The 15,776-nt window shown below is 60.9% G+C and carries 16 protein-coding genes and 2 tRNA genes; 10 read left to right on the top strand and 8 right to left on the bottom strand.

Annotated elements, in window-relative coordinates:
* Nucleotides 1–69: 69 nt before the first annotated feature.
* The 5 genes from RM192_RS08970 to RM192_RS08950 all read left to right on the top strand — a co-directional run bounded on the left by RM192_RS08970 (nucleotide 70) and on the right by RM192_RS08950 (nucleotide 5,574).
* Complete coding sequence (locus RM192_RS08970; RefSeq protein WP_311507191.1) at nucleotides 70–198, top strand: hypothetical protein; 129 nt, start codon at nucleotides 70–72, stop codon at nucleotides 196–198.
* Nucleotides 195–2,096, top strand: a complete 1,902-nt coding sequence (locus RM192_RS08965) for a hypothetical protein (RefSeq protein WP_311507190.1) — start codon at nucleotides 195–197, stop codon at nucleotides 2,094–2,096. The genes RM192_RS08970 and RM192_RS08965 overlap by 4 nt, the downstream gene beginning before the upstream one ends.
* A gap of 2 nt (nucleotides 2,097–2,098) precedes the next feature.
* A complete protein-coding gene (locus RM192_RS08960) occupies nucleotides 2,099–2,992 on the top strand; it encodes a tyrosine recombinase (RefSeq protein ID WP_311507189.1) in 894 nt (297 codons plus the stop codon).
* A 45-nt stretch (nucleotides 2,993–3,037) separates the two neighbouring features.
* Complete coding sequence (locus tag RM192_RS08955) at nucleotides 3,038–3,982, top strand: acetyl-CoA carboxylase carboxyltransferase subunit alpha (RefSeq protein WP_311507188.1); 945 nt, start codon at nucleotides 3,038–3,040, stop codon at nucleotides 3,980–3,982.
* A gap of 110 nt (nucleotides 3,983–4,092) precedes the next feature.
* Nucleotides 4,093–5,574, top strand: coding sequence for a M48 family metalloprotease (locus tag RM192_RS08950; protein ID WP_311507187.1), 1,482 nt, complete (start codon nucleotides 4,093–4,095; stop codon nucleotides 5,572–5,574).
* Nucleotides 5,575–5,699: 125 nt separating this feature from the next.
* On the opposite strand, the gene RM192_RS08945 is transcribed toward RM192_RS08950, so the two are convergent.
* A complete protein-coding gene (locus tag RM192_RS08945) occupies nucleotides 5,700–5,870 on the bottom strand; it encodes a Flp family type IVb pilin (protein ID WP_311507186.1) in 171 nt (56 codons plus the stop codon).
* Nucleotides 5,871–5,967: 97 nt separating this feature from the next.
* The gene (locus RM192_RS08940; RefSeq protein ID WP_311507185.1) at nucleotides 5,968–6,156 is read right to left on the bottom strand and encodes a Flp family type IVb pilin; all 189 of its coding nucleotides are present in this window, start codon (nucleotides 6,154–6,156) and stop codon (nucleotides 5,968–5,970) included.
* 68 nt (nucleotides 6,157–6,224) lie between these two features.
* Between RM192_RS08940 and RM192_RS08935 the strand changes: the two genes are divergently transcribed.
* The 5 genes from RM192_RS08935 to RM192_RS08915 all read left to right on the top strand — a co-directional run bounded on the left by RM192_RS08935 (nucleotide 6,225) and on the right by RM192_RS08915 (nucleotide 9,633).
* A complete protein-coding gene (locus RM192_RS08935; protein ID WP_311507184.1) occupies nucleotides 6,225–6,674 on the top strand; it encodes a (deoxy)nucleoside triphosphate pyrophosphohydrolase in 450 nt (149 codons plus the stop codon).
* 14 nt (nucleotides 6,675–6,688) lie between these two features.
* A tRNA-Arg gene (locus RM192_RS08930) sits at nucleotides 6,689–6,765 on the top strand.
* Between the two features lie 66 nt (nucleotides 6,766–6,831).
* Nucleotides 6,832–6,908, top strand: a tRNA-Arg gene (locus tag RM192_RS08925).
* 318 nt (nucleotides 6,909–7,226) lie between these two features.
* Entirely contained in the window at nucleotides 7,227–8,273 is a 1,047-nt protein-coding gene (gene pdhA, locus RM192_RS08920) for a pyruvate dehydrogenase (acetyl-transferring) E1 component subunit alpha (RefSeq protein WP_409233826.1), read from the top strand.
* A 1-nt stretch (nucleotide 8,274) separates the two neighbouring features.
* Entirely contained in the window at nucleotides 8,275–9,633 is a 1,359-nt protein-coding gene (locus RM192_RS08915; protein WP_311507182.1) for a pyruvate dehydrogenase complex E1 component subunit beta, read from the top strand.
* A 60-nt stretch (nucleotides 9,634–9,693) separates the two neighbouring features.
* Here RM192_RS08915 and RM192_RS08910 read toward each other — a convergent pair whose 3' ends face one another.
* From RM192_RS08910 to RM192_RS08885, 6 genes are all read right to left on the bottom strand, one after another.
* Nucleotides 9,694–10,368: a TadE/TadG family type IV pilus assembly protein gene (locus tag RM192_RS08910; protein ID WP_311507181.1), complete on the bottom strand. Its 675-nt coding sequence runs from the start codon at nucleotides 10,366–10,368 to the stop codon at nucleotides 9,694–9,696.
* On the bottom strand, nucleotides 10,365–10,961 hold the full coding sequence (locus RM192_RS08905) for a TadE/TadG family type IV pilus assembly protein (RefSeq protein ID WP_311507180.1): 597 nt from the start codon (nucleotides 10,959–10,961) through the stop codon (nucleotides 10,365–10,367). Before RM192_RS08905 ends, RM192_RS08910 begins: the two co-directional genes overlap by 4 nt.
* On the bottom strand, nucleotides 10,958–12,844 hold the full coding sequence (locus RM192_RS08900) for a Tad domain-containing protein (protein WP_311507179.1): 1,887 nt from the start codon (nucleotides 12,842–12,844) through the stop codon (nucleotides 10,958–10,960). The genes RM192_RS08905 and RM192_RS08900 overlap by 4 nt, the downstream gene beginning before the upstream one ends.
* Before the next feature lie 171 nt (nucleotides 12,845–13,015).
* A complete protein-coding gene (locus RM192_RS08895; RefSeq protein WP_311507178.1) occupies nucleotides 13,016–13,441 on the bottom strand; it encodes a TadE/TadG family type IV pilus assembly protein in 426 nt (141 codons plus the stop codon).
* Nucleotides 13,438–13,911, bottom strand: coding sequence for a hypothetical protein (locus RM192_RS08890; RefSeq protein ID WP_311507177.1), 474 nt, complete (start codon nucleotides 13,909–13,911; stop codon nucleotides 13,438–13,440). Before RM192_RS08890 ends, RM192_RS08895 begins: the two co-directional genes overlap by 4 nt.
* Complete coding sequence (locus RM192_RS08885; RefSeq protein ID WP_311507176.1) at nucleotides 13,911–15,485, bottom strand: TadE/TadG family type IV pilus assembly protein; 1,575 nt, start codon at nucleotides 15,483–15,485, stop codon at nucleotides 13,911–13,913. The genes RM192_RS08890 and RM192_RS08885 overlap by 1 nt, the downstream gene beginning before the upstream one ends.
* Nucleotides 15,486–15,776 lie beyond the last annotated feature (291 nt).

Genomic DNA, 15,776 nt, shown 5'->3' with positions numbered 1-15,776 from the left:
GGTTGCAAGTATCGCTTGGCGGCAGCCGGTTCAGGCCGGGTGCCGCCTGAAGTCTGGCGGAAGCGCGTGATGAAGAAGGTTGCCGTGGCTGGCGCATTGGCACTGGCCGCAATTACGATGGTTGCATGGATAAAAGGTGGGGCGCAGCCGATGCAGTGGATCGAACAGCCAGTAAGCGCGGGAGCCTCCACGCAATGAAGCGCCGCGCCCTCTGGTTGGGTGGTGCAACAGCGCTCGCCGCAATTTCCGGCACGTTGCTGGCGCAGGAATCGCTGCTTCCCCCGGGGTTTGATAGCCCGCCCGCGCAAAGCCGTCCGCCCTCACAACGGGCGTCAACCCCCGCGCGCCCGGCCACTCAGGCACGTCCCGCAGCACCGGCATCGCAAACCGTCGCTGCAACACCTGCACCTTCGGCAACCTCCAGCCCGATCGTCCAGGCGATCCCGGCATCGTCTGCCCCTGCGGCAGTCGTTGGCGGAGGCGGGGGCACCAGCGATCAGGCTTTGCTGGATTCACTTGATCCGGCGCTGCTGGAAAAACTGATTCAATCAGCGCGGCCGAAATTCGATATCCCGCCTTCCGGGCGCCGCAGTATCGATGTGGTGGGCGTGATCGACGAAAAGGACGGCGGTTTCCCCGTTGCCTCGACGCACTACCTCAATGGCCCGTTCGTTGAAGGCATGATCGGCAAGATGCGCGGGAGGTTCGTGTCGCGCTGGGGCCATATCCTTGCCCGTCGCGCGCTGGCGAGCCGGTTGGCGACACCGGTCGGCATGAACGGTGCCGACTGGGCAGCCATGCGCGCCCAATTGCTCCTGCGTATGGGGGAGCCTGATGCAGCTCGGGCCATGGTCCAGTCGGTCGACAGCGGCAGCTACACCCGCGGGCTGGAAGATGCCGCCATGGCAAGCTTTCTCGCCACGGCTGATCCGGTGGGACTCTGCCCGATAACCGCGCTAACCGCCGCCGGTCGTCCGGGTTGGGACTGGGATCTGGCCCGTGCGATCTGCTCGGCCTTTGCGGATGAAGGTTCGCCGGCGATGGCCCAGTTGGACCGGGCCATGCGCCGCGGCACGGGCAGCAAGATCGACATTCTGCTCGCGCAAAAGTTCGCAGGTGCTGCGATCAATGCCCGCCGCGCGGTGAAGATCGAGTGGGAGGGCGTGGCAACGCTGACTCCCTGGAGCATCGGCATGGCCTTTGCGACCGGCGTTGAACCGCCCGAGGCGCTCCGCAAATCGGCTGGTGCGGATTATGCCCTGCTTGCCGCCCGCGCTCCGATGCTGCCGCTTGCTTCGCGTGCTGCGGCAGCGGATGTGGCCGCGGCACGCGGGACCTTGTCATCCACCGCGATGATCGATCTCTACAGCCAGCTCTATGCCCTGCGGGAAACTAGCGGTGGCGAGAGTTCGGCGGACGACTGGAGCGCACGGGCCGAATCGCTGCGCGCTGCTTACGTATCGCCTTCAGCGGCTGACAGGTACGATGCCATCCGCACGCTGTGGGGCGACGGGAGCGATCCCGACCGGGCTTATGCCGGTCTGGTGATGACGTCCTACGCCGCCGCCCGGCTGACCCCGGCGATGGATCAAGCCGGCAACGCACCCGCTTTGATTGCGTCGATGCTGACTGCCGGACTGGATCGCAATGCCCTGAAGTGGGCGCCCTTCCTGCCGATTGGCAGCGAGGGCTGGGGCCTTCTCGTCCTCGCCAATCCGGGCCGCGCGAACAAGGTTGGTGCCGAAGGCCTCAGCGCCTTTTCTGACGATGACGATTCGGAAAATGCCCTGCGGTCACGCTTCCTGCTGGCAGGGCTGATGGGGCTGGACCGCGTTGATGCAGGGGCCGCGCGCGATTTTGCTGGCAAACTCGAGGTTGACCTCGCCCGCCAGACTCGCTGGACGCGGGCGATCGATGCTGCCGCCGCCTCGAACAACCCCGCGCTGGTTTCGCTGCTGGCCGCGTTCGGTATGCAGGGGGAGCGTTGGGACCGGATGACGCCGCTGCATCTCTACCACATCGTTTCCGCGCTCCACCGCGTCGGGCTTGATGGCGAGGCACGGATGATCGCGGCAGAGGCGGTCGCGCGCGTGTGATCATGTCAAGGGTCCCGCCGGAGCCCGAGGTCGAGAATTTTCTGGCGATGCTCGCCGCGCAAAGGGGGGCGGCGGCCAATACCCTATCTGCCTATCGCCGGGATCTGGCCGGGGCGGTCGAAGTCATCGGGCCGCTGGGTGCCGCTGGCCGCGACGACCTTGCCAAGCTGAGCGCTGCGTGGATCGACCTGGCTCCTTCCTCGCTGGCGCGAAAATCGTCGGCCTTGCGCCAGTTCTACGGCTTTCTGATCGACGAAGGCTTGCGCGAGGATGATCCGTCTTCGGCGCTGCCAAGGCCAAGGGCGCGAAGGTCGCTCCCCCGAATTCTCGGCCATCAGGAAATTGCCGCGCTGTTCGTGACCGCAGAGGATGACGCACGCTCAGGATCGCCCGAGGGCCTGCGTTTGCTCGCGTTTCTAGAATTGCTTTATGGTTCGGGTTTGCGTGCAACCGAGCTCGTCTCGTTGCCGTTGGCTGCCGTGCCACGTGACGCCCCGTTCCTCACGATCACCGGCAAGGGCAGCGTGCAGCGGATGGTGCCGGTTTCGGCGCGCGCGGTTCATGCGCTGGCGGATTGGTTGGCGGCGCGGGGTAAGGGCGGTCGCTTTGTTTTCCCCAGCCCGCGCGGAGGCCATCTTTCGCGCGTGCGGCTGTTTCAATTGCTGCGCGATCTTGCGCTCAGGGCGGGGGTCGACCCGGAAAAGGTCAGCCCACACGTACTGCGCCATGCGTTTGCCACGCACCTTCTTGAGGGCGGCGCGGACTTGCGTGTGCTCCAGACCCTGCTCGGCCATGCCGACATCGCCACCACGCAGATTTACACCCATGTCGATTCGGCAAGGCTCGTGGCACTGGTCAACCAGCGCCATCCGCTTGGGCCGGGCATGGTCAGTTGAGCGCAGACAGTTGACCGAAGGCGCGCGCGCGCTTAGCGGATGCCCATGATTTCCTATCTCGAGTTCGAAAAGCCGGTCGCCGCGCTCGAAGCCCGCATTGCCGAACTGCGCCAGACTGCGCAGGGCGGGGATATCGACATCAGCTCGGAAATTCGCCGGCTTGAAACAAAGTCCTCCGAACTGCTGGCAAGCACCTACAAGGCGCTGACGCCTTGGCAGAAGACGCAAGTCGCCCGTCATCCCGCACGTCCGCATTTCAAGGACTATGTCGAGGGTATTTTTACCGATTTCATGCCTTTGGGCGGCGACCGCCTCTATGGCGAGGATCAGGCCATCATCGGCGGTTTCGCCAAGCTCGGCGCGCGCCGGGTCATGCTGATCGGGCATGAAAAGGGCAACGATACCCAAAGCCGCATTCGTCACAACTTCGGTATGGGCAAGCCCGAGGGTTACCGCAAGGCGATCCGCCTGATGGAGATGGCGAGTCGATTCGGCCTTCCTGTGGTGACACTGGTCGATACGTCCGGTGCATTTCCCGGCGTGGAAGCCGAAGAGCGCGGGCAAGCTGAAGCCATCGCGCGCTCCACCGAAGCCTGCCTAGGCCTTGGCGTGCCGATGGTCGCGACAATCGTGGGCGAGGGCGGATCGGGCGGCGCGGTTGCGCTGGCCAGCGCCGAGCGCGTGCTGATGTTTGAACACGCGATCTATTCGGTCATTTCGCCCGAGGGCTGCGCTTCCATCCTCTGGCGCACGTCTGAAAGGGCTGCTGATGCTGCCGAGGCCATGAAGGTCACCGCGCAAGACTTGCTGGGGCTGGGGGTGATCGACCGGATCGTCCGCGAACCGGTTGGCGGCGCGCATCGTGATCCTGCTGCGGCCTGCGCCACGTTGGGCAAGGCAATTACCGAGGAAATAGACGCACTTGTCGGAAAATCGGCTGACGAATTGCGGAACCTGCGCGCCGAACGTTTCCTCCGGATCGGTGCCTGAATCCACTGCGGCGCTAGCGCTCGGGAACCGGATTTGCGACAAACGGATTTAGCTGCCGTAGTCCATCAGGGCGCGGCACCTCGTTCCGTGTGCCCTTAAGGGAGAGAGCAATGTCCAAAACCCGCCGATCGCGCGCCGCAATCCTGTCCGTCACGGCCTTGGTCGCAGTCACCTTGCCCGCTTGCGTCAATCAGGTTGGTAGCCCGGCAGAGGCGCAGGGCACCGTCCAGACCATCAGCGCAGCCGACAAGAAGCAAGGCGCTGAAGCGCACCCGCAGCTTTTGCAGGAATTCGGCGGTGCCATGACCGGCCCTCAGGCGGCCTACGTCGAAGGCATCGGCAAGACGATTGCGCTGCAGTCCGGCCTTGGCAACGCCCGCAGTGATTTTACCGTCAGCCTGCTCAACTCCCCGGTTAACAATGCTTTCGCGATCCCCGGTGGCTATGTCTACGTCACCCGGCAGCTTGCCGGGCTGATGAACAACGAGGCCGAGCTGGCTGGCGTGCTTGGCCATGAGGTCGGCCACGTCGCCGCCCGCCACGCCGCCAAGCGCGAGAGCGCTGCCACCCGCAATTCGATCATCGGTGCGCTCGGCACACTTCTCTCGGGCGCTCTGCTGGGCAACGGCACGGTCGGACAACTCGGTCAGAAAATTTTTTCGACCGGTAGCCAGTTGCTGACCCTGAAGTATTCACGTGGCCAGGAAACCGAGGCCGACAATCTTGGCATCACGTACCTTCAGCGCGCCGGATACGATCCGCGCGCGATGTCGTCGGTGCTCCAAAGCCTGGCGAATCAGAATGCGCTCGATGCCAGCATCAAAGGCACCTCGAATCAGGTGCCCGAATGGGCCAGCACCCATCCGGACCCTGCCTCGCGCGTGCGCGCGGCGCTGACTCGCGCGGGTACGAAAGCAGGCCGCACGAATCGCGACACGTTCCTCGCAGGCGTCAACGGCCTGACCTATGGCGACGATCCTGCACAGGGCATCGTTGAGGGTTCAAAATTCGTCCACCCACAGTACCGACTGGCGTTCGAAGCGCCCAACGGGTTCTACATGGTCAACGGCACGCGCGCGGTGGCGATCAGCGGGCAAAGCGGGAAAGGTGAACTTTCGACCGCTCCCTACACCGGAAACCTTACAGCCTATGTGAATTCGGTTTTCGGCGGCCTTTCCAGCCAGTCCCAGATCCGACCCGATTCGGTTCAAACCACGACGATCAATGGTATCCCGGCAGCATATGGCACCGTTCGTTCGACAAGCGGCGGCAATCAGGTCGATATCGTTGTGTTCGCTTACGAGTGGGGGCCTCAGCAGGCGTTCCATTTCACCACGATCAGTCAAGCGGGCCAGGCATCGCAGTTCGATTCCATGTTCCGCTCGATTCGCCGGATCAGCGCTGCGGAAGCGTCCGCGGTAAAGCCGCGCAAACTGTCGGTCGTGACTGTAAAGTCGGCCGACACCCCGCAGAGCCTGTCAAAGCGGATGGCCTATACCGACAAGCCACTGGAGCGCTTTCTGGTGTTGAACGGCATGACATCGGCAAGCAGGCTGACGCCAGGTCAAAAGGTCAAGTTGGTCGTTTATTGACCCTATTTATCCGGTTTGACGTCGCACCGGGGCATTAGCGAACGGGCCCATACGAAAAGGGCGCCCCGTAAGGGGCGCCCTTCCGTTCGTAGATGGATCAGCGTCCGGTTGGACGCCTCAAGCTCTTAGAGCGAGTTGTCCATTTCACCCGAAACGCCGTTGAAGGTGTTGCTCAGCGAGTCGCCGAGTGCACCCATGGCGCCGATTGCGGCAACAGCGACGAGAGCGGCGATCAGGCCGTATTCGATTGCAGTGGCGCCTTCGTTGTTTGCGAGCAGGTCACGGAAAAGCTTCATGGTCAGTCTCCTAGAGTGTGTCTTCATTCCCGTCCCGCTCCAACTTTGTCCCCGGAGCGAGCATTCGTAGATTTACGCATCAAAGCCTAAGAAGCCGTTAATTCGAACCGACCTTTTCGGAAGTGTTGTTGTTTACCGTCAGGTACATGTTGTACATCGAATCAGAGAACGACTTCATGCCAAAGATCATGGCCATGCCGATGCAAGCGATCAGCAGTCCATATTCGATGGCCGTGGCACCGCTTTCGTTGCGAAAGATTTTCCGAAGCAAGATCTTCATGGTCATTTCCAAGATTGCGGCACCGTGGTTTCTACCCGCAGGTGCCTAAGAAAAGGTTGACGAGGGCAGGGCGCATGGAAAATTATTCGACAGTCAGAGTCGTCGTAGCTGCTGCCATCATGTCACCGGAGGAAACCGTGCTCATGCAACAGCGCCCGCAAAACAAGGCTCACGGTGGGCTGTGGGAGTTCCCTGGCGGCAAGTTGGAGCAGGGTGAATCACCTGAAGGCGCGCTTGTAAGGGAAATCGACGAGGAGCTCGGCCTACAGCTTGATCCGGCTGATCTTTTCCCGATTACGTTTGCTTGCGAGCCGCCTTCACCCGGACGCAGGCCGATCCTGCTGCTGTTGTTTGGCGTCCCGCAATGGAAAGGGATCGCGCGCGCGGTCGAGCCGGGATCTCATGTGCGCTGGGTGACCGCCGAGGCACTGCCTACCCTCTCGATGCCCCCGCTCGACATTCCTCTCGCACAAGCGGTCATTCGTTTGCTTGAAGGGGTTGCCAAAGCAAATGGACACCCTTAAAGGCGCGTCTCCCAGCACCCGTAGCTCAGCTGGATAGAGCATCAGACTACGAATCTGAGGGCCGGGCGTTCGAATCGCTCCGGGTGCACCATTTCCCTTCACCGGGGAATTTCAGGGAAACGGCAGGGCCATGGGCGCTGCTTCATAACGTTGGTGGGCACCCGTAGCTCAGCTGGATAGAGCATCAGACTACGAATCTGAGGGCCGGGCGTTCGAATCGCTCCGGGTGCACCAACATCTCAACACATTGAATGGCCCGATCACTGCAAGGTGGGGCCGTTCCGGCGTCCGCTCGCTGCTGCATCCGCGAACCGTGTACCAATGTGGTTCGCAATATTTGCATAGGTATCCGCAAAAGGTTCGTATCCACCGAACGGCGTTGCGAACGCCTCGCTCTTGGGTATAGGCTTTATCCACGTTCCGGACTGCACGGGACCCGAGGCTGCGAGAAAAGGAAACCCCGACTTGGCCAAGCCCGCCAGGCCCAGAGCCGCAACACCCGCCGTCAAGCCCGCCGCAAGGCGGGCAAAGCCAGTCCCGGCAGAACCCGTCATCGCGTCGTCCGTCGCCGATGAAGCCGCTTTTGCATTGCGCAGCCTCCAGCAGGCACACGCGAACAACAAGCGCTTTGACGCTTCTGACGAGCAGCTGCTAGCCTTCTACGAACAGATGGTCTTGATCCGCCGGTTCGAGGAAAAGGCAGGACAGCTTTATGGCCTCGGTCTGATCGGTGGATTCTGCCACCTCTATATCGGGCAGGAAGCTGTCGCGGTCGGTCTCCAGTCGGCGCTCAAGGAAGGTCACGACAGTGTGATCACGGGGTACCGCGATCATGGCCACATGCTCGCCTACGGTATCGATCCCAAGGTCATCATGGCCGAACTGACCGGTCGCGGCGCGGGCATCTCACGCGGCAAGGGCGGTTCGATGCACATGTTCAGCACCGAACATAAGTTCTATGGTGGCCACGGCATCGTCGGCGCCCAAGTGCCGCTGGGTGCAGGGCTTGCCTTCGCGCACAAGTATCGCGGCGATGGCGGCGTGTGCATGGCATATTTCGGGGATGGCGCGTCCAACCAGGGCCAGGTCTATGAGACCTTCAACATGGCCGCGCTGTGGAAGCTGCCGATCATCTTCGTGGTCGAGAACAACGGCTATGCCATGGGCACCGCGGTCAAGCGTGGATCAGCTGAAACGCACTTCTACCGCCGCGGCACCGCGTTCCGGATCCCCGGCATGGACGTCAACGGCATGGACGTGCTGGAAGTGCGCCAGGCGGCCGAAGTGGCTCTTGAATATGTTCGTGCAGGCAATGGTCCGGTCCTGATGGAGCTCAAGACGTACCGATATCGCGGCCACTCGATGTCTGATCCAGCCAAGTATCGCAGCCGTGAGGAAGTGCAGGACATGCGCGACAATCACGACCCGATCGAGGCGGCGAAGGCCGAACTGCTCAAGCGCGGCGTAACCGAAGACAAGATCAAGGAGATCGACAAGCGCATTCGCCAGACCGTCGCCGAATCAGCTGACTTCGCAGAAAGCTCGCCCGAGCCGGAAATCGCGGAACTTTATACCGACGTGCTGGTGGGGAAGTACTGAGATGGCGATTGAACTGAAGATGCCCGCGCTCTCGCCGACGATGGAAGAGGGCACGCTCGCCAAGTGGCTGGTCAAGGAAGGCGACAGCGTCAAATCCGGTGATATTCTTGCCGAAATCGAAACCGACAAGGCTACGATGGAATTCGAATCCATCGATGAAGGCGTCGTCGGCGCGATCCTCGTGGCTGAAGGCACGGAAGGCGTGAAAGTCGGCACCGTGATCGCAACGCTTCAGGGCGATGGTGAAGATGCTGCTCCCGCGCCCGCACCTCAGGCGGCACCTGTCGCTGCGCCGGTTGCGGCTGCATCCGCCCCTGCGGCGGTCAAGCCGGTCTCCACCGTATCCGCCGCCGATCCCGAGATTCCCGCTGGCACCGCGATGGTTTCGACCACAGTGCGCGAGGCGCTTCGTGATGCGATGGCCGAGGAAATGCGCGCCGACGACCGCATCTTCGTGATGGGTGAAGAAGTCGCCGAGTACCAGGGCGCCTACAAGGTTACGCAAGGCCTGCTCGAAGAATTCGGCCCGCAGCGCGTGATCGACACGCCGATCACCGAATACGGCTTTGCTGGCATCGGCGCGGGCGCAGCCATGGGCGGCCTGCGTCCGGTTATCGAGTTCATGACGTTCAACTTCGCCATGCAGGCGATTGACCACATCATCAACTCGGCCGCAAAGACCAACTACATGTCCGGTGGCCAGATGCGCTGCCCGATCGTGTTCCGCGGCCCCAACGGCGCAGCCAGCCGCGTCGGTGCACAGCATTCGCAGAACTATGGTCCGTGGTACGCCAACGTCCCCGGTCTGATCGTGATTGCGCCGTTCGACGCAGCCGATGCCAAGGGTCTGCTCAAGGCCGCGATCCGCAGCGAAGATCCGGTCGTCTTCCTTGAAAACGAACTGGTCTATGGCCGCAGCTACGACGTCCCGCAGATGGATGATTTTGTCCTGCCGATAGGCAAGGCGCGCATTGTCCGTCCGGGCAAGGACGTGACCATCGTGTCCTACTCCATCGGCGTCGGCCTGGCGCTCGAGGCTGCCGAAACGCTGGCGGGCGAGGGGATCGATGCCGAAGTGATCGACCTGCGCACGCTGCGTCCGCTCGACAAGGAAACAGTTCTGGCCTCGCTCGCGAAGACCAACCGGCTCGTCGTTGCCGAAGAGGGTTTCCCGGTCTGCTCGATTGCGTCCGAAATCATGGCGATATGCATGGAGGAAGGGTTCGATAATCTCGATGCCCCGGTCCTGCGGGTTTGCAATGAGGACGTGCCGCTGCCTTATGCCGCCAACCTCGAAAAGCTCGCGCTGATCGATGCCAAGCGAGTTGCCGATGCCGTGCGCAAGGTCTGCTATCGCTGACCGGCAGACGCCGTTTGATGTGCAAAGGGCGCCGGTTCATCCCGGCGCCCTTCTCATTTCTCAGTCATAACCATCATAGACCGTGCAACTTGCAACCGGGTCGGGTGATGCAGCGTCGCGCTGGAATATCTGGGTCAGGTCGCGGTCGTCACGCACGTTGAACGCGGCCGTTGCGCGGATGATCGCGCCGGGCACGAAACGCGCGGAAACCAGCGGCTGATATTCATATTCGACTTCTACGTAGATCACCGCGTCGCCGGCAGCAGCGGTCACTTCCTCGCCAGCCGGCCCCATTCCTTCGAGTGAGCCGTCTGCGCCAGTCCCGGCGGGACCATAGCTCGACTGGACGTTGCGCTTGCCCTTGCAGCGCTGCCAATGGATGTATTGCGTGTCCGCAGTGCCATCGACAACTTCGAGGCTACTCATGATGACCCGGCCGTGGTTGAACAGGTCGAGGCCGCCTGACTGGACCTTCGCCCCGATGAAAGCGTCGTTGATATCGGTCTCGTAGATCTTCAGATTCTCGAGCATCGACACGTCGCCGATGCGAGATCCGTTGTCTGCAATCTGCATGGCCAGCTGGCTGACGCGCATGTGCGTGATCGCAAGGTTGCCGAGTTCAGCGCCCCACAATCCCACCGAAAGCAGCAGGGGAAGGCCGAGCGCAAACTCGACCGCAGCAACCCCGGACTGGCTTGGACGCAAGCGACGCAACGAACGGAGCATCCTGTTCATGCGCAATTCCCCAGCTTGGCGACGCTTTTCTGAAGATCGTAAGGTTGGTTGCGCAAGACGGTGCTGGCCGTATTGGTGATATCTTCAGGCAAGCCAATCAACGACGCCATCGGGAAAGGGCGGCGGTAGGTCATCTGCACTGAATAGAGCACTGCATCGCGCGCGCCGCCGAGACCAGTCGCCCCGCGATCCTGGTCCCATGTGCCACTGCCATTGGCATCTTCGTAAGGCTCGCCCGCGTCGCAAGCGCCGTTGCCGTTCGTGTCGGTATAATCTTCAGCGAGGCCGACATCAGAGAAATTCGAATAGGCCTTGCGGGTAAATACCAAGTCTGCGTTCGGCACCACGCGCAACACCTGATCCTCGACGATCTGATCGATCGACGAAAGGGTGAGATTTGCGCCCTCGACCGTGGATGCACGCGCTGCGCCTTGAAGCGCACCCTGCAACATGACGCTGGCATATAGCGAGTAACCCATGTCGAACAGGCCCATCAGCACCAGCACCATGACCGGCGAAATGAGGGCGAACTCGACCGCGGTTGCACCCTCGGTATCGCGCCGAAGCCTGGCCTTGCGGGTTGCTGCGGTCACTGGGCCAGCCTCAGGTCGCCAATGGACTTGGCAATCTTGACGAACGCGTCCTGCAGTTCATCGGCATTGGCTGCACTGAAGTAGTGCCCAGCGCCCGCGCATTGGGTCATGATCGGATTAAGGTCGGTGCCGAAGGCGACGAACCAGACGGTCATGTTCTTCTTCTTTGCTTCCTCGCAGGCAAACGAAAATCGCTTCTCGATAGTCTGGGTCAGCGTCAACGCCGAGGCAGGGCTCCAGCGGCGCTGCGCCAGTGGCTCGACGCCGTAGGAAGAATAGCTGATGTCGAGTGACGAAGTCTGGCCATCGGTCAGGAAGATCAGGTGGCGGCTGGTCCGCTGGCGGGCCGAAACGTCGGCATTCTCGGCTGCAAAAATCCCGGTGCCCGACAACAGCCGACCCGCCCAGATCATGCCGATGTCGTGATAGGTACTGCCTGCTGCCACCAGTCCGTCGATGTAGGCGTCATAATCTGCCTGTGTCCAGACCTGGAGCTTCTTGGCTGCGGTGGGGCAGGCTGCAAAGCCGGCGACATAGGGTGAAATGTATTCCGCATTTGTCGTAACTTCGGCAGTGGTGAACGTCCCTCCGCCGCTCCACGGCTTGGAACGCTCGTAGATCATCGATGGATACATCGGGCGCCACTGCGTGTCAGGATCGCCGGCCGAAGGCACCATGTCGAGATCCAGGTCCATCGCGCGGTCAAGATCCACATTGTCGTAGTCGTCGATCTCGTAAGTCTTGCGCTCCTCGATGCAGCCGTTGGACTCGGTGCGCCAGTTCGCCGTGTCCTTGGTTACGTCCTTGTAAAGCCAGGAGCTTCCCGTGCCGAGGCTTGGTTCGGTGATGTACTTATAGGTGTCGACGTAGTTCGAATAGGAGGTTGTCGAGAGCGTACATGTCGAGCCCGAACGAGTTGCCGAGTAGACATTGCCATTGCGCGTTCGGTTGTAGGTGTAGGTCGTCCGCGTCCCGCTGGGATTTGTGGTAGCCTGCGTTGTCGTCGAAACCAGCGCGGTCGAGGTTGTCATGGAGTTTGCGGCGTGCGGACAACTGTAGCTTCCGTCCCAGGCCTGGGTTGCGGCGTAGGTTGATTGCGCCGTCGAGTATCCGCCAGAGACAGGCGAAACCGCGCTGTAATACCCGTAAAGTCCGCCGCTACTGCTTGTTCCTACCAGGGTGCGCGACGGATAGTTCCATGACGAGACGACCCACTCATCCTTGAGCAGGCTGCCGACATTCACATTCGTGGAATAGGGTACGAACCCGTAACGGATCCGGCTTTCGGGCTGGCGGGTCGTTTCCATCGTGTTGTAGAACTGCTTGACCACGGTCTTGAGCACCGAGATCTTTGCCGCCGTATCGCCGGGGTTTGTCTCGGCCATCGATCCGGTGACGTCGAGCGCCATCATGATGTCTGTGTTGGGTATGCTCAGCTCAGCGCGGCAGCTCACATCGACATTGATCTCGTCCTTGCCGAAAAACTGCATGATGTCCGTCGGCACGATCACGGAAGCTATGCCGCTGATCGACATGTCGTCTTCAATCGCCATTTGAAAGTCGCGATCGATCGAATTGTAGATGCCGTCGGCAAAGTTCACATTGAAGAAGCGGTTGCCCTTGGATGCGACCATGGCGCCATCGGTGTCTGCGTCGAAATTGTCGATTGCGCCCAGTTCCTTGCGTGCGCCCAGCACGCCGGCATCGCAGGCCTGTTGCAGGCGCGACTGGACCAGATAGGCCCGGCCCATGTCGATGCTTGAACCGACGAGAGCAAGCAGAGGGATAATGGAAAACGCAATGATGCTGAGCGCATTCCCGCTATCGTCGCGTGCAACCGCGCGCAGCAGACGTACCGCTGAAATGACAGCAGCTGACGGCATAGCCAGGCATGGGTGCTGGAAAGGAGGAACATGCGCCATGCGGGCATGGTTACGCGCTAATACGTAATACTTGGTAAAATTTACAAGGTAAAGGCCGAGTAAAATATGCTGATCTTGCCCGGTCAGTCGGCGATAGTGTAGTTAAAATTTTTCGTCAGCCAGTGCCGAAAGTCAGTCGTTCACCAGAAATATCGACTGCGAGTAGGTGATCGGAAATTCGCCGAAACCGATGATCGTCAGAACCGTCGGCACGCTATAAGTGAGTGTAAGTGTCTTCTCGATCGTACCCGATACGCGCGATGTTGCCACGGGTGCTACTGTGATAGCGAGCCGGGTGCTGTTGAGCCCGTAAGGTGCGCGCGACGCAATTGACCGCGCGTAGTCCCTGACCTGAATATTGGTCACGTCGTTGTTCGTTTGGTAATTCACCACCGCATAACGCATCACGTCGGAACCGACCGAACGCAGTGCATTGTAGTTCTGCATGCCCATGCCGATTTGCAGGACGCCCAGCATCAGCGCGATGAACGTCGGCCCGATCAAGGCGAATTCAACCACGACCGACCCGCTGCGGTCACGAAGCAACGACCGCATCATGTCTTGGTCTTCTGTTCGATCAGGATGTAGCGGTCCAGATTTAGCGTGATGTCTTTACCCATCCCGAACTCGCGCCATGCTGGAACGAAGCTGTCCGTGAGTTGGATGCGGACATAACGGGAGACCTTGTCGCCTGCGGTGCAGGAACTTTCTGCATCGTATACCGTCTGGCCGGAATTGCACCGATAGGCGCCAGCCACCTGGATATTGGCTGCCGCCAGTCCGGTCGAGGCGGCTATGATGTTCTTGAGCGTCGTGCGCTTTTCATCCGTGTTTGGCTGAGATGCGAGGGCGACGCCTTCAGCAATCCCCATGGCGCTTTGCAACTCGCCTTGACGGGCAACAAGGCTGCTGACCTGATAGGCCCCAAGGCTGAGCAGGATCAGGACAGGCGCAATGATCGCGGTTTCGATGATCATCGTGCCCGCGCTGTCGCGGCCCAGTCTGTCGAGGCAGGAGCGCAGCCGCATCATACCACCAGCTTTACCCGGCTGATCTCGCTTGCCACGATCGTGTCCTCGGTCATGCCAGCCGGACAGAACGACGTCATGTTGGCGGTGCCGCTGATCGTGATGGTATTGGCCGCGATCATCAGGCACTGGCTCGACACCTTGGCCGTTCCAGTGAAGTCCAGTCCGCTGTTCGGCAGATAGATGGTGCCGTTCAGAACGGTCGATGCGTTGCCGTTGATCTTGCTGCGGTCCGTGCCGGAAGAACTGCGGTCCTCGAACACCAGCATGCCGGCAAGAGCGTTGGCGGCCGTGGCGGTCAACCCGCGGCTAACCAGGTCGGACGACTGGATGGCGGTCAGGTTGATGTTCGATCCGCCGTTGATCTTGATATAGGCGCCGTTCTTCAGGATAAACATCACGCCGCTGCCGACGACGGCATATTGGCCGTCAATCTCGAGGCCGCCCCCATCGATGACATAAACGCCAGTGCCGAACGTTGTCGTGCACGAGACCTTGATGCCGCCGACGTAAGTGCCTGGCAGGACCGAAGCGAGGTCAGGGGAGGTATTCTTGGTGACGTTGGAGTAGGTCGTGGCGACGACCGTCGTCTTCTTTTCCCAGACCGTGTTCTTGCCTGCGCTGTTGGTCGCCGTCCACGTGTCTGTCGTCGTGTAGACCGTCCCATTGATCACGGTGTTCTCGACGATGACGTAGCTTTCGCCCACCGTCGTCTCGCTCGGTTTGTTCGCGTTCTTCTGGTTGGTGACCTGCTCGGTGGCGAGCGCAATCGTCTCACCCTTCCAGTAGGTATAGGTGATGTTGGTCTTCTTCGATCTGTCAGCGCGCGTCGTCGTGGTTCCCTTGACGCAGTTGTACGACCGCGACACTTGGCTTTCGGTCGGGTTTGGTGTCGTCAGGTCCTTGTAGGGATCGAACAGCCCTTCAAGATAATCGTGCACTTCGTCGTCGGTATGCGTGTCGAACCAGTCGTCCACACCGCCGCGCGACAGGATCCACCCGGCGTCGATCTCGGGATTGCCTGCGACCAAGATCGAACTGTCCGACGTCGAAAGCGCGGCAATGCCGCAGCGCGCCGTCACCACCGAGGTGCCGCCAATCGTAACGGCGCCGCTGGCGTCATCGTCGAGCGCGATCAGGCACGACGTGAACGATGCGCCCGAGGTAAATGCCGCCTGAGCATAGGCCGTAATCGTGGTGCCCTTGCCGGTCAGGAAGCTGGAAAATGGCAGTGTCTCGCTCAGCGATGCCCGGACGGTCACGCTGTTGTTGGTTCCGCCCGAATAGTTTGCCAGGGTCACGGCAGGAACGCCGTTCACCTTGTCGGTCGTGATCGATAGGTTGGCGTTGAACTCCTGCAAGGCACGCGTGGAATAGGCGTCCTTTGTGCTCGTCTGCGTGCGGGACCAGGCCCCCGCAAGCGCCGCCTGATCGACCGCGAACTGCAACTCGCGCTTCCACATGTACCATTGCGCCGTGTCGACAGCAAAACCCGCTCCGCCGATCATGGCGGGCATGCCGAGCGCCATCAGGAGCGCAGCGTTGCCGCTGTTGTTTCCTGTCAGAGCGCGCATCAGTGATCGTAACTTTGCGATCATCTTGTTACAGGCCTCATTCCGGCTTCCGGGGACCAGGGCAAACTTCCGGAATCATTCATTAGAATGTCGTGGTTTGTTCATCTTGAACCGTCGTGGTTGAAGACTGGTTAAACATACGTGCAATGCGAGAGCGCCCGTAAATGACGAATTTACCATTGGAACCCGCGGAAATCCTGACTCCGGTCGAAAGACTGGCCATCGCCTATGCATCTTTTTCCGTGCGTCCTGCGTGGGAGGCGTTGCTTTTTTTTCATCATCGCCTTGCCG

The sequence above is a fragment of the Novosphingobium sp. MMS21-SN21R genome, assembly GCF_031846015.1.
Lineage (GTDB): Bacteria > Pseudomonadota > Alphaproteobacteria > Sphingomonadales > Sphingomonadaceae > Novosphingobium.
This window is presented reverse-complemented; position numbering and strand designations above follow the sequence as displayed.

Coding starts and splice junctions, on each gene's coding strand:
- RM192_RS08890 (WP_311507177.1), bottom strand. CDS start 13,911: ATGCGGCTGCGCTCCTGCCTCGACAGACTGGGCCGCGACAGCGCGGGC.
- RM192_RS08955 (WP_311507188.1), top strand. CDS start 3,038: ATGATTTCCTATCTCGAGTTCGAAAAGCCGGTCGCCGCGCTCGAAGCC.
- RM192_RS08940 (WP_311507185.1), bottom strand. CDS start 6,156: ATGACCATGAAGATCTTGCTTCGGAAAATCTTTCGCAACGAAAGCGGT.
- RM192_RS08885 (WP_311507176.1), bottom strand. CDS start 15,485: ATGCGCGCTCTGACAGGAAACAACAGCGGCAACGCTGCGCTCCTGATG.
- RM192_RS08895 (WP_311507178.1), bottom strand. CDS start 13,441: ATGATGCGGTCGTTGCTTCGTGACCGCAGCGGGTCGGTCGTGGTTGAA.
- RM192_RS08970 (WP_311507191.1), top strand. CDS start 70: ATGAAGAAGGTTGCCGTGGCTGGCGCATTGGCACTGGCCGCAATTACG.
- RM192_RS08950 (WP_311507187.1), top strand. CDS start 4,093: ATGTCCAAAACCCGCCGATCGCGCGCCGCAATCCTGTCCGTCACGGCC.
- RM192_RS08910 (WP_311507181.1), bottom strand. CDS start 10,368: ATGAACAGGATGCTCCGTTCGTTGCGTCGCTTGCGTCCAAGCCAGTCC.
- RM192_RS08915 (WP_311507182.1), top strand. CDS start 8,275: ATGGCGATTGAACTGAAGATGCCCGCGCTCTCGCCGACGATGGAAGAG.
- RM192_RS08960 (WP_311507189.1), top strand. CDS start 2,099: ATGTCAAGGGTCCCGCCGGAGCCCGAGGTCGAGAATTTTCTGGCGATG.
- RM192_RS08965 (WP_311507190.1), top strand. CDS start 195: ATGAAGCGCCGCGCCCTCTGGTTGGGTGGTGCAACAGCGCTCGCCGCA.
- RM192_RS08935 (WP_311507184.1), top strand. CDS start 6,225: ATGGAAAATTATTCGACAGTCAGAGTCGTCGTAGCTGCTGCCATCATG.
- RM192_RS08945 (WP_311507186.1), bottom strand. CDS start 5,870: ATGAAGCTTTTCCGTGACCTGCTCGCAAACAACGAAGGCGCCACTGCA.
- RM192_RS08900 (WP_311507179.1), bottom strand. CDS start 12,844: ATGCCGTCAGCTGCTGTCATTTCAGCGGTACGTCTGCTGCGCGCGGTT.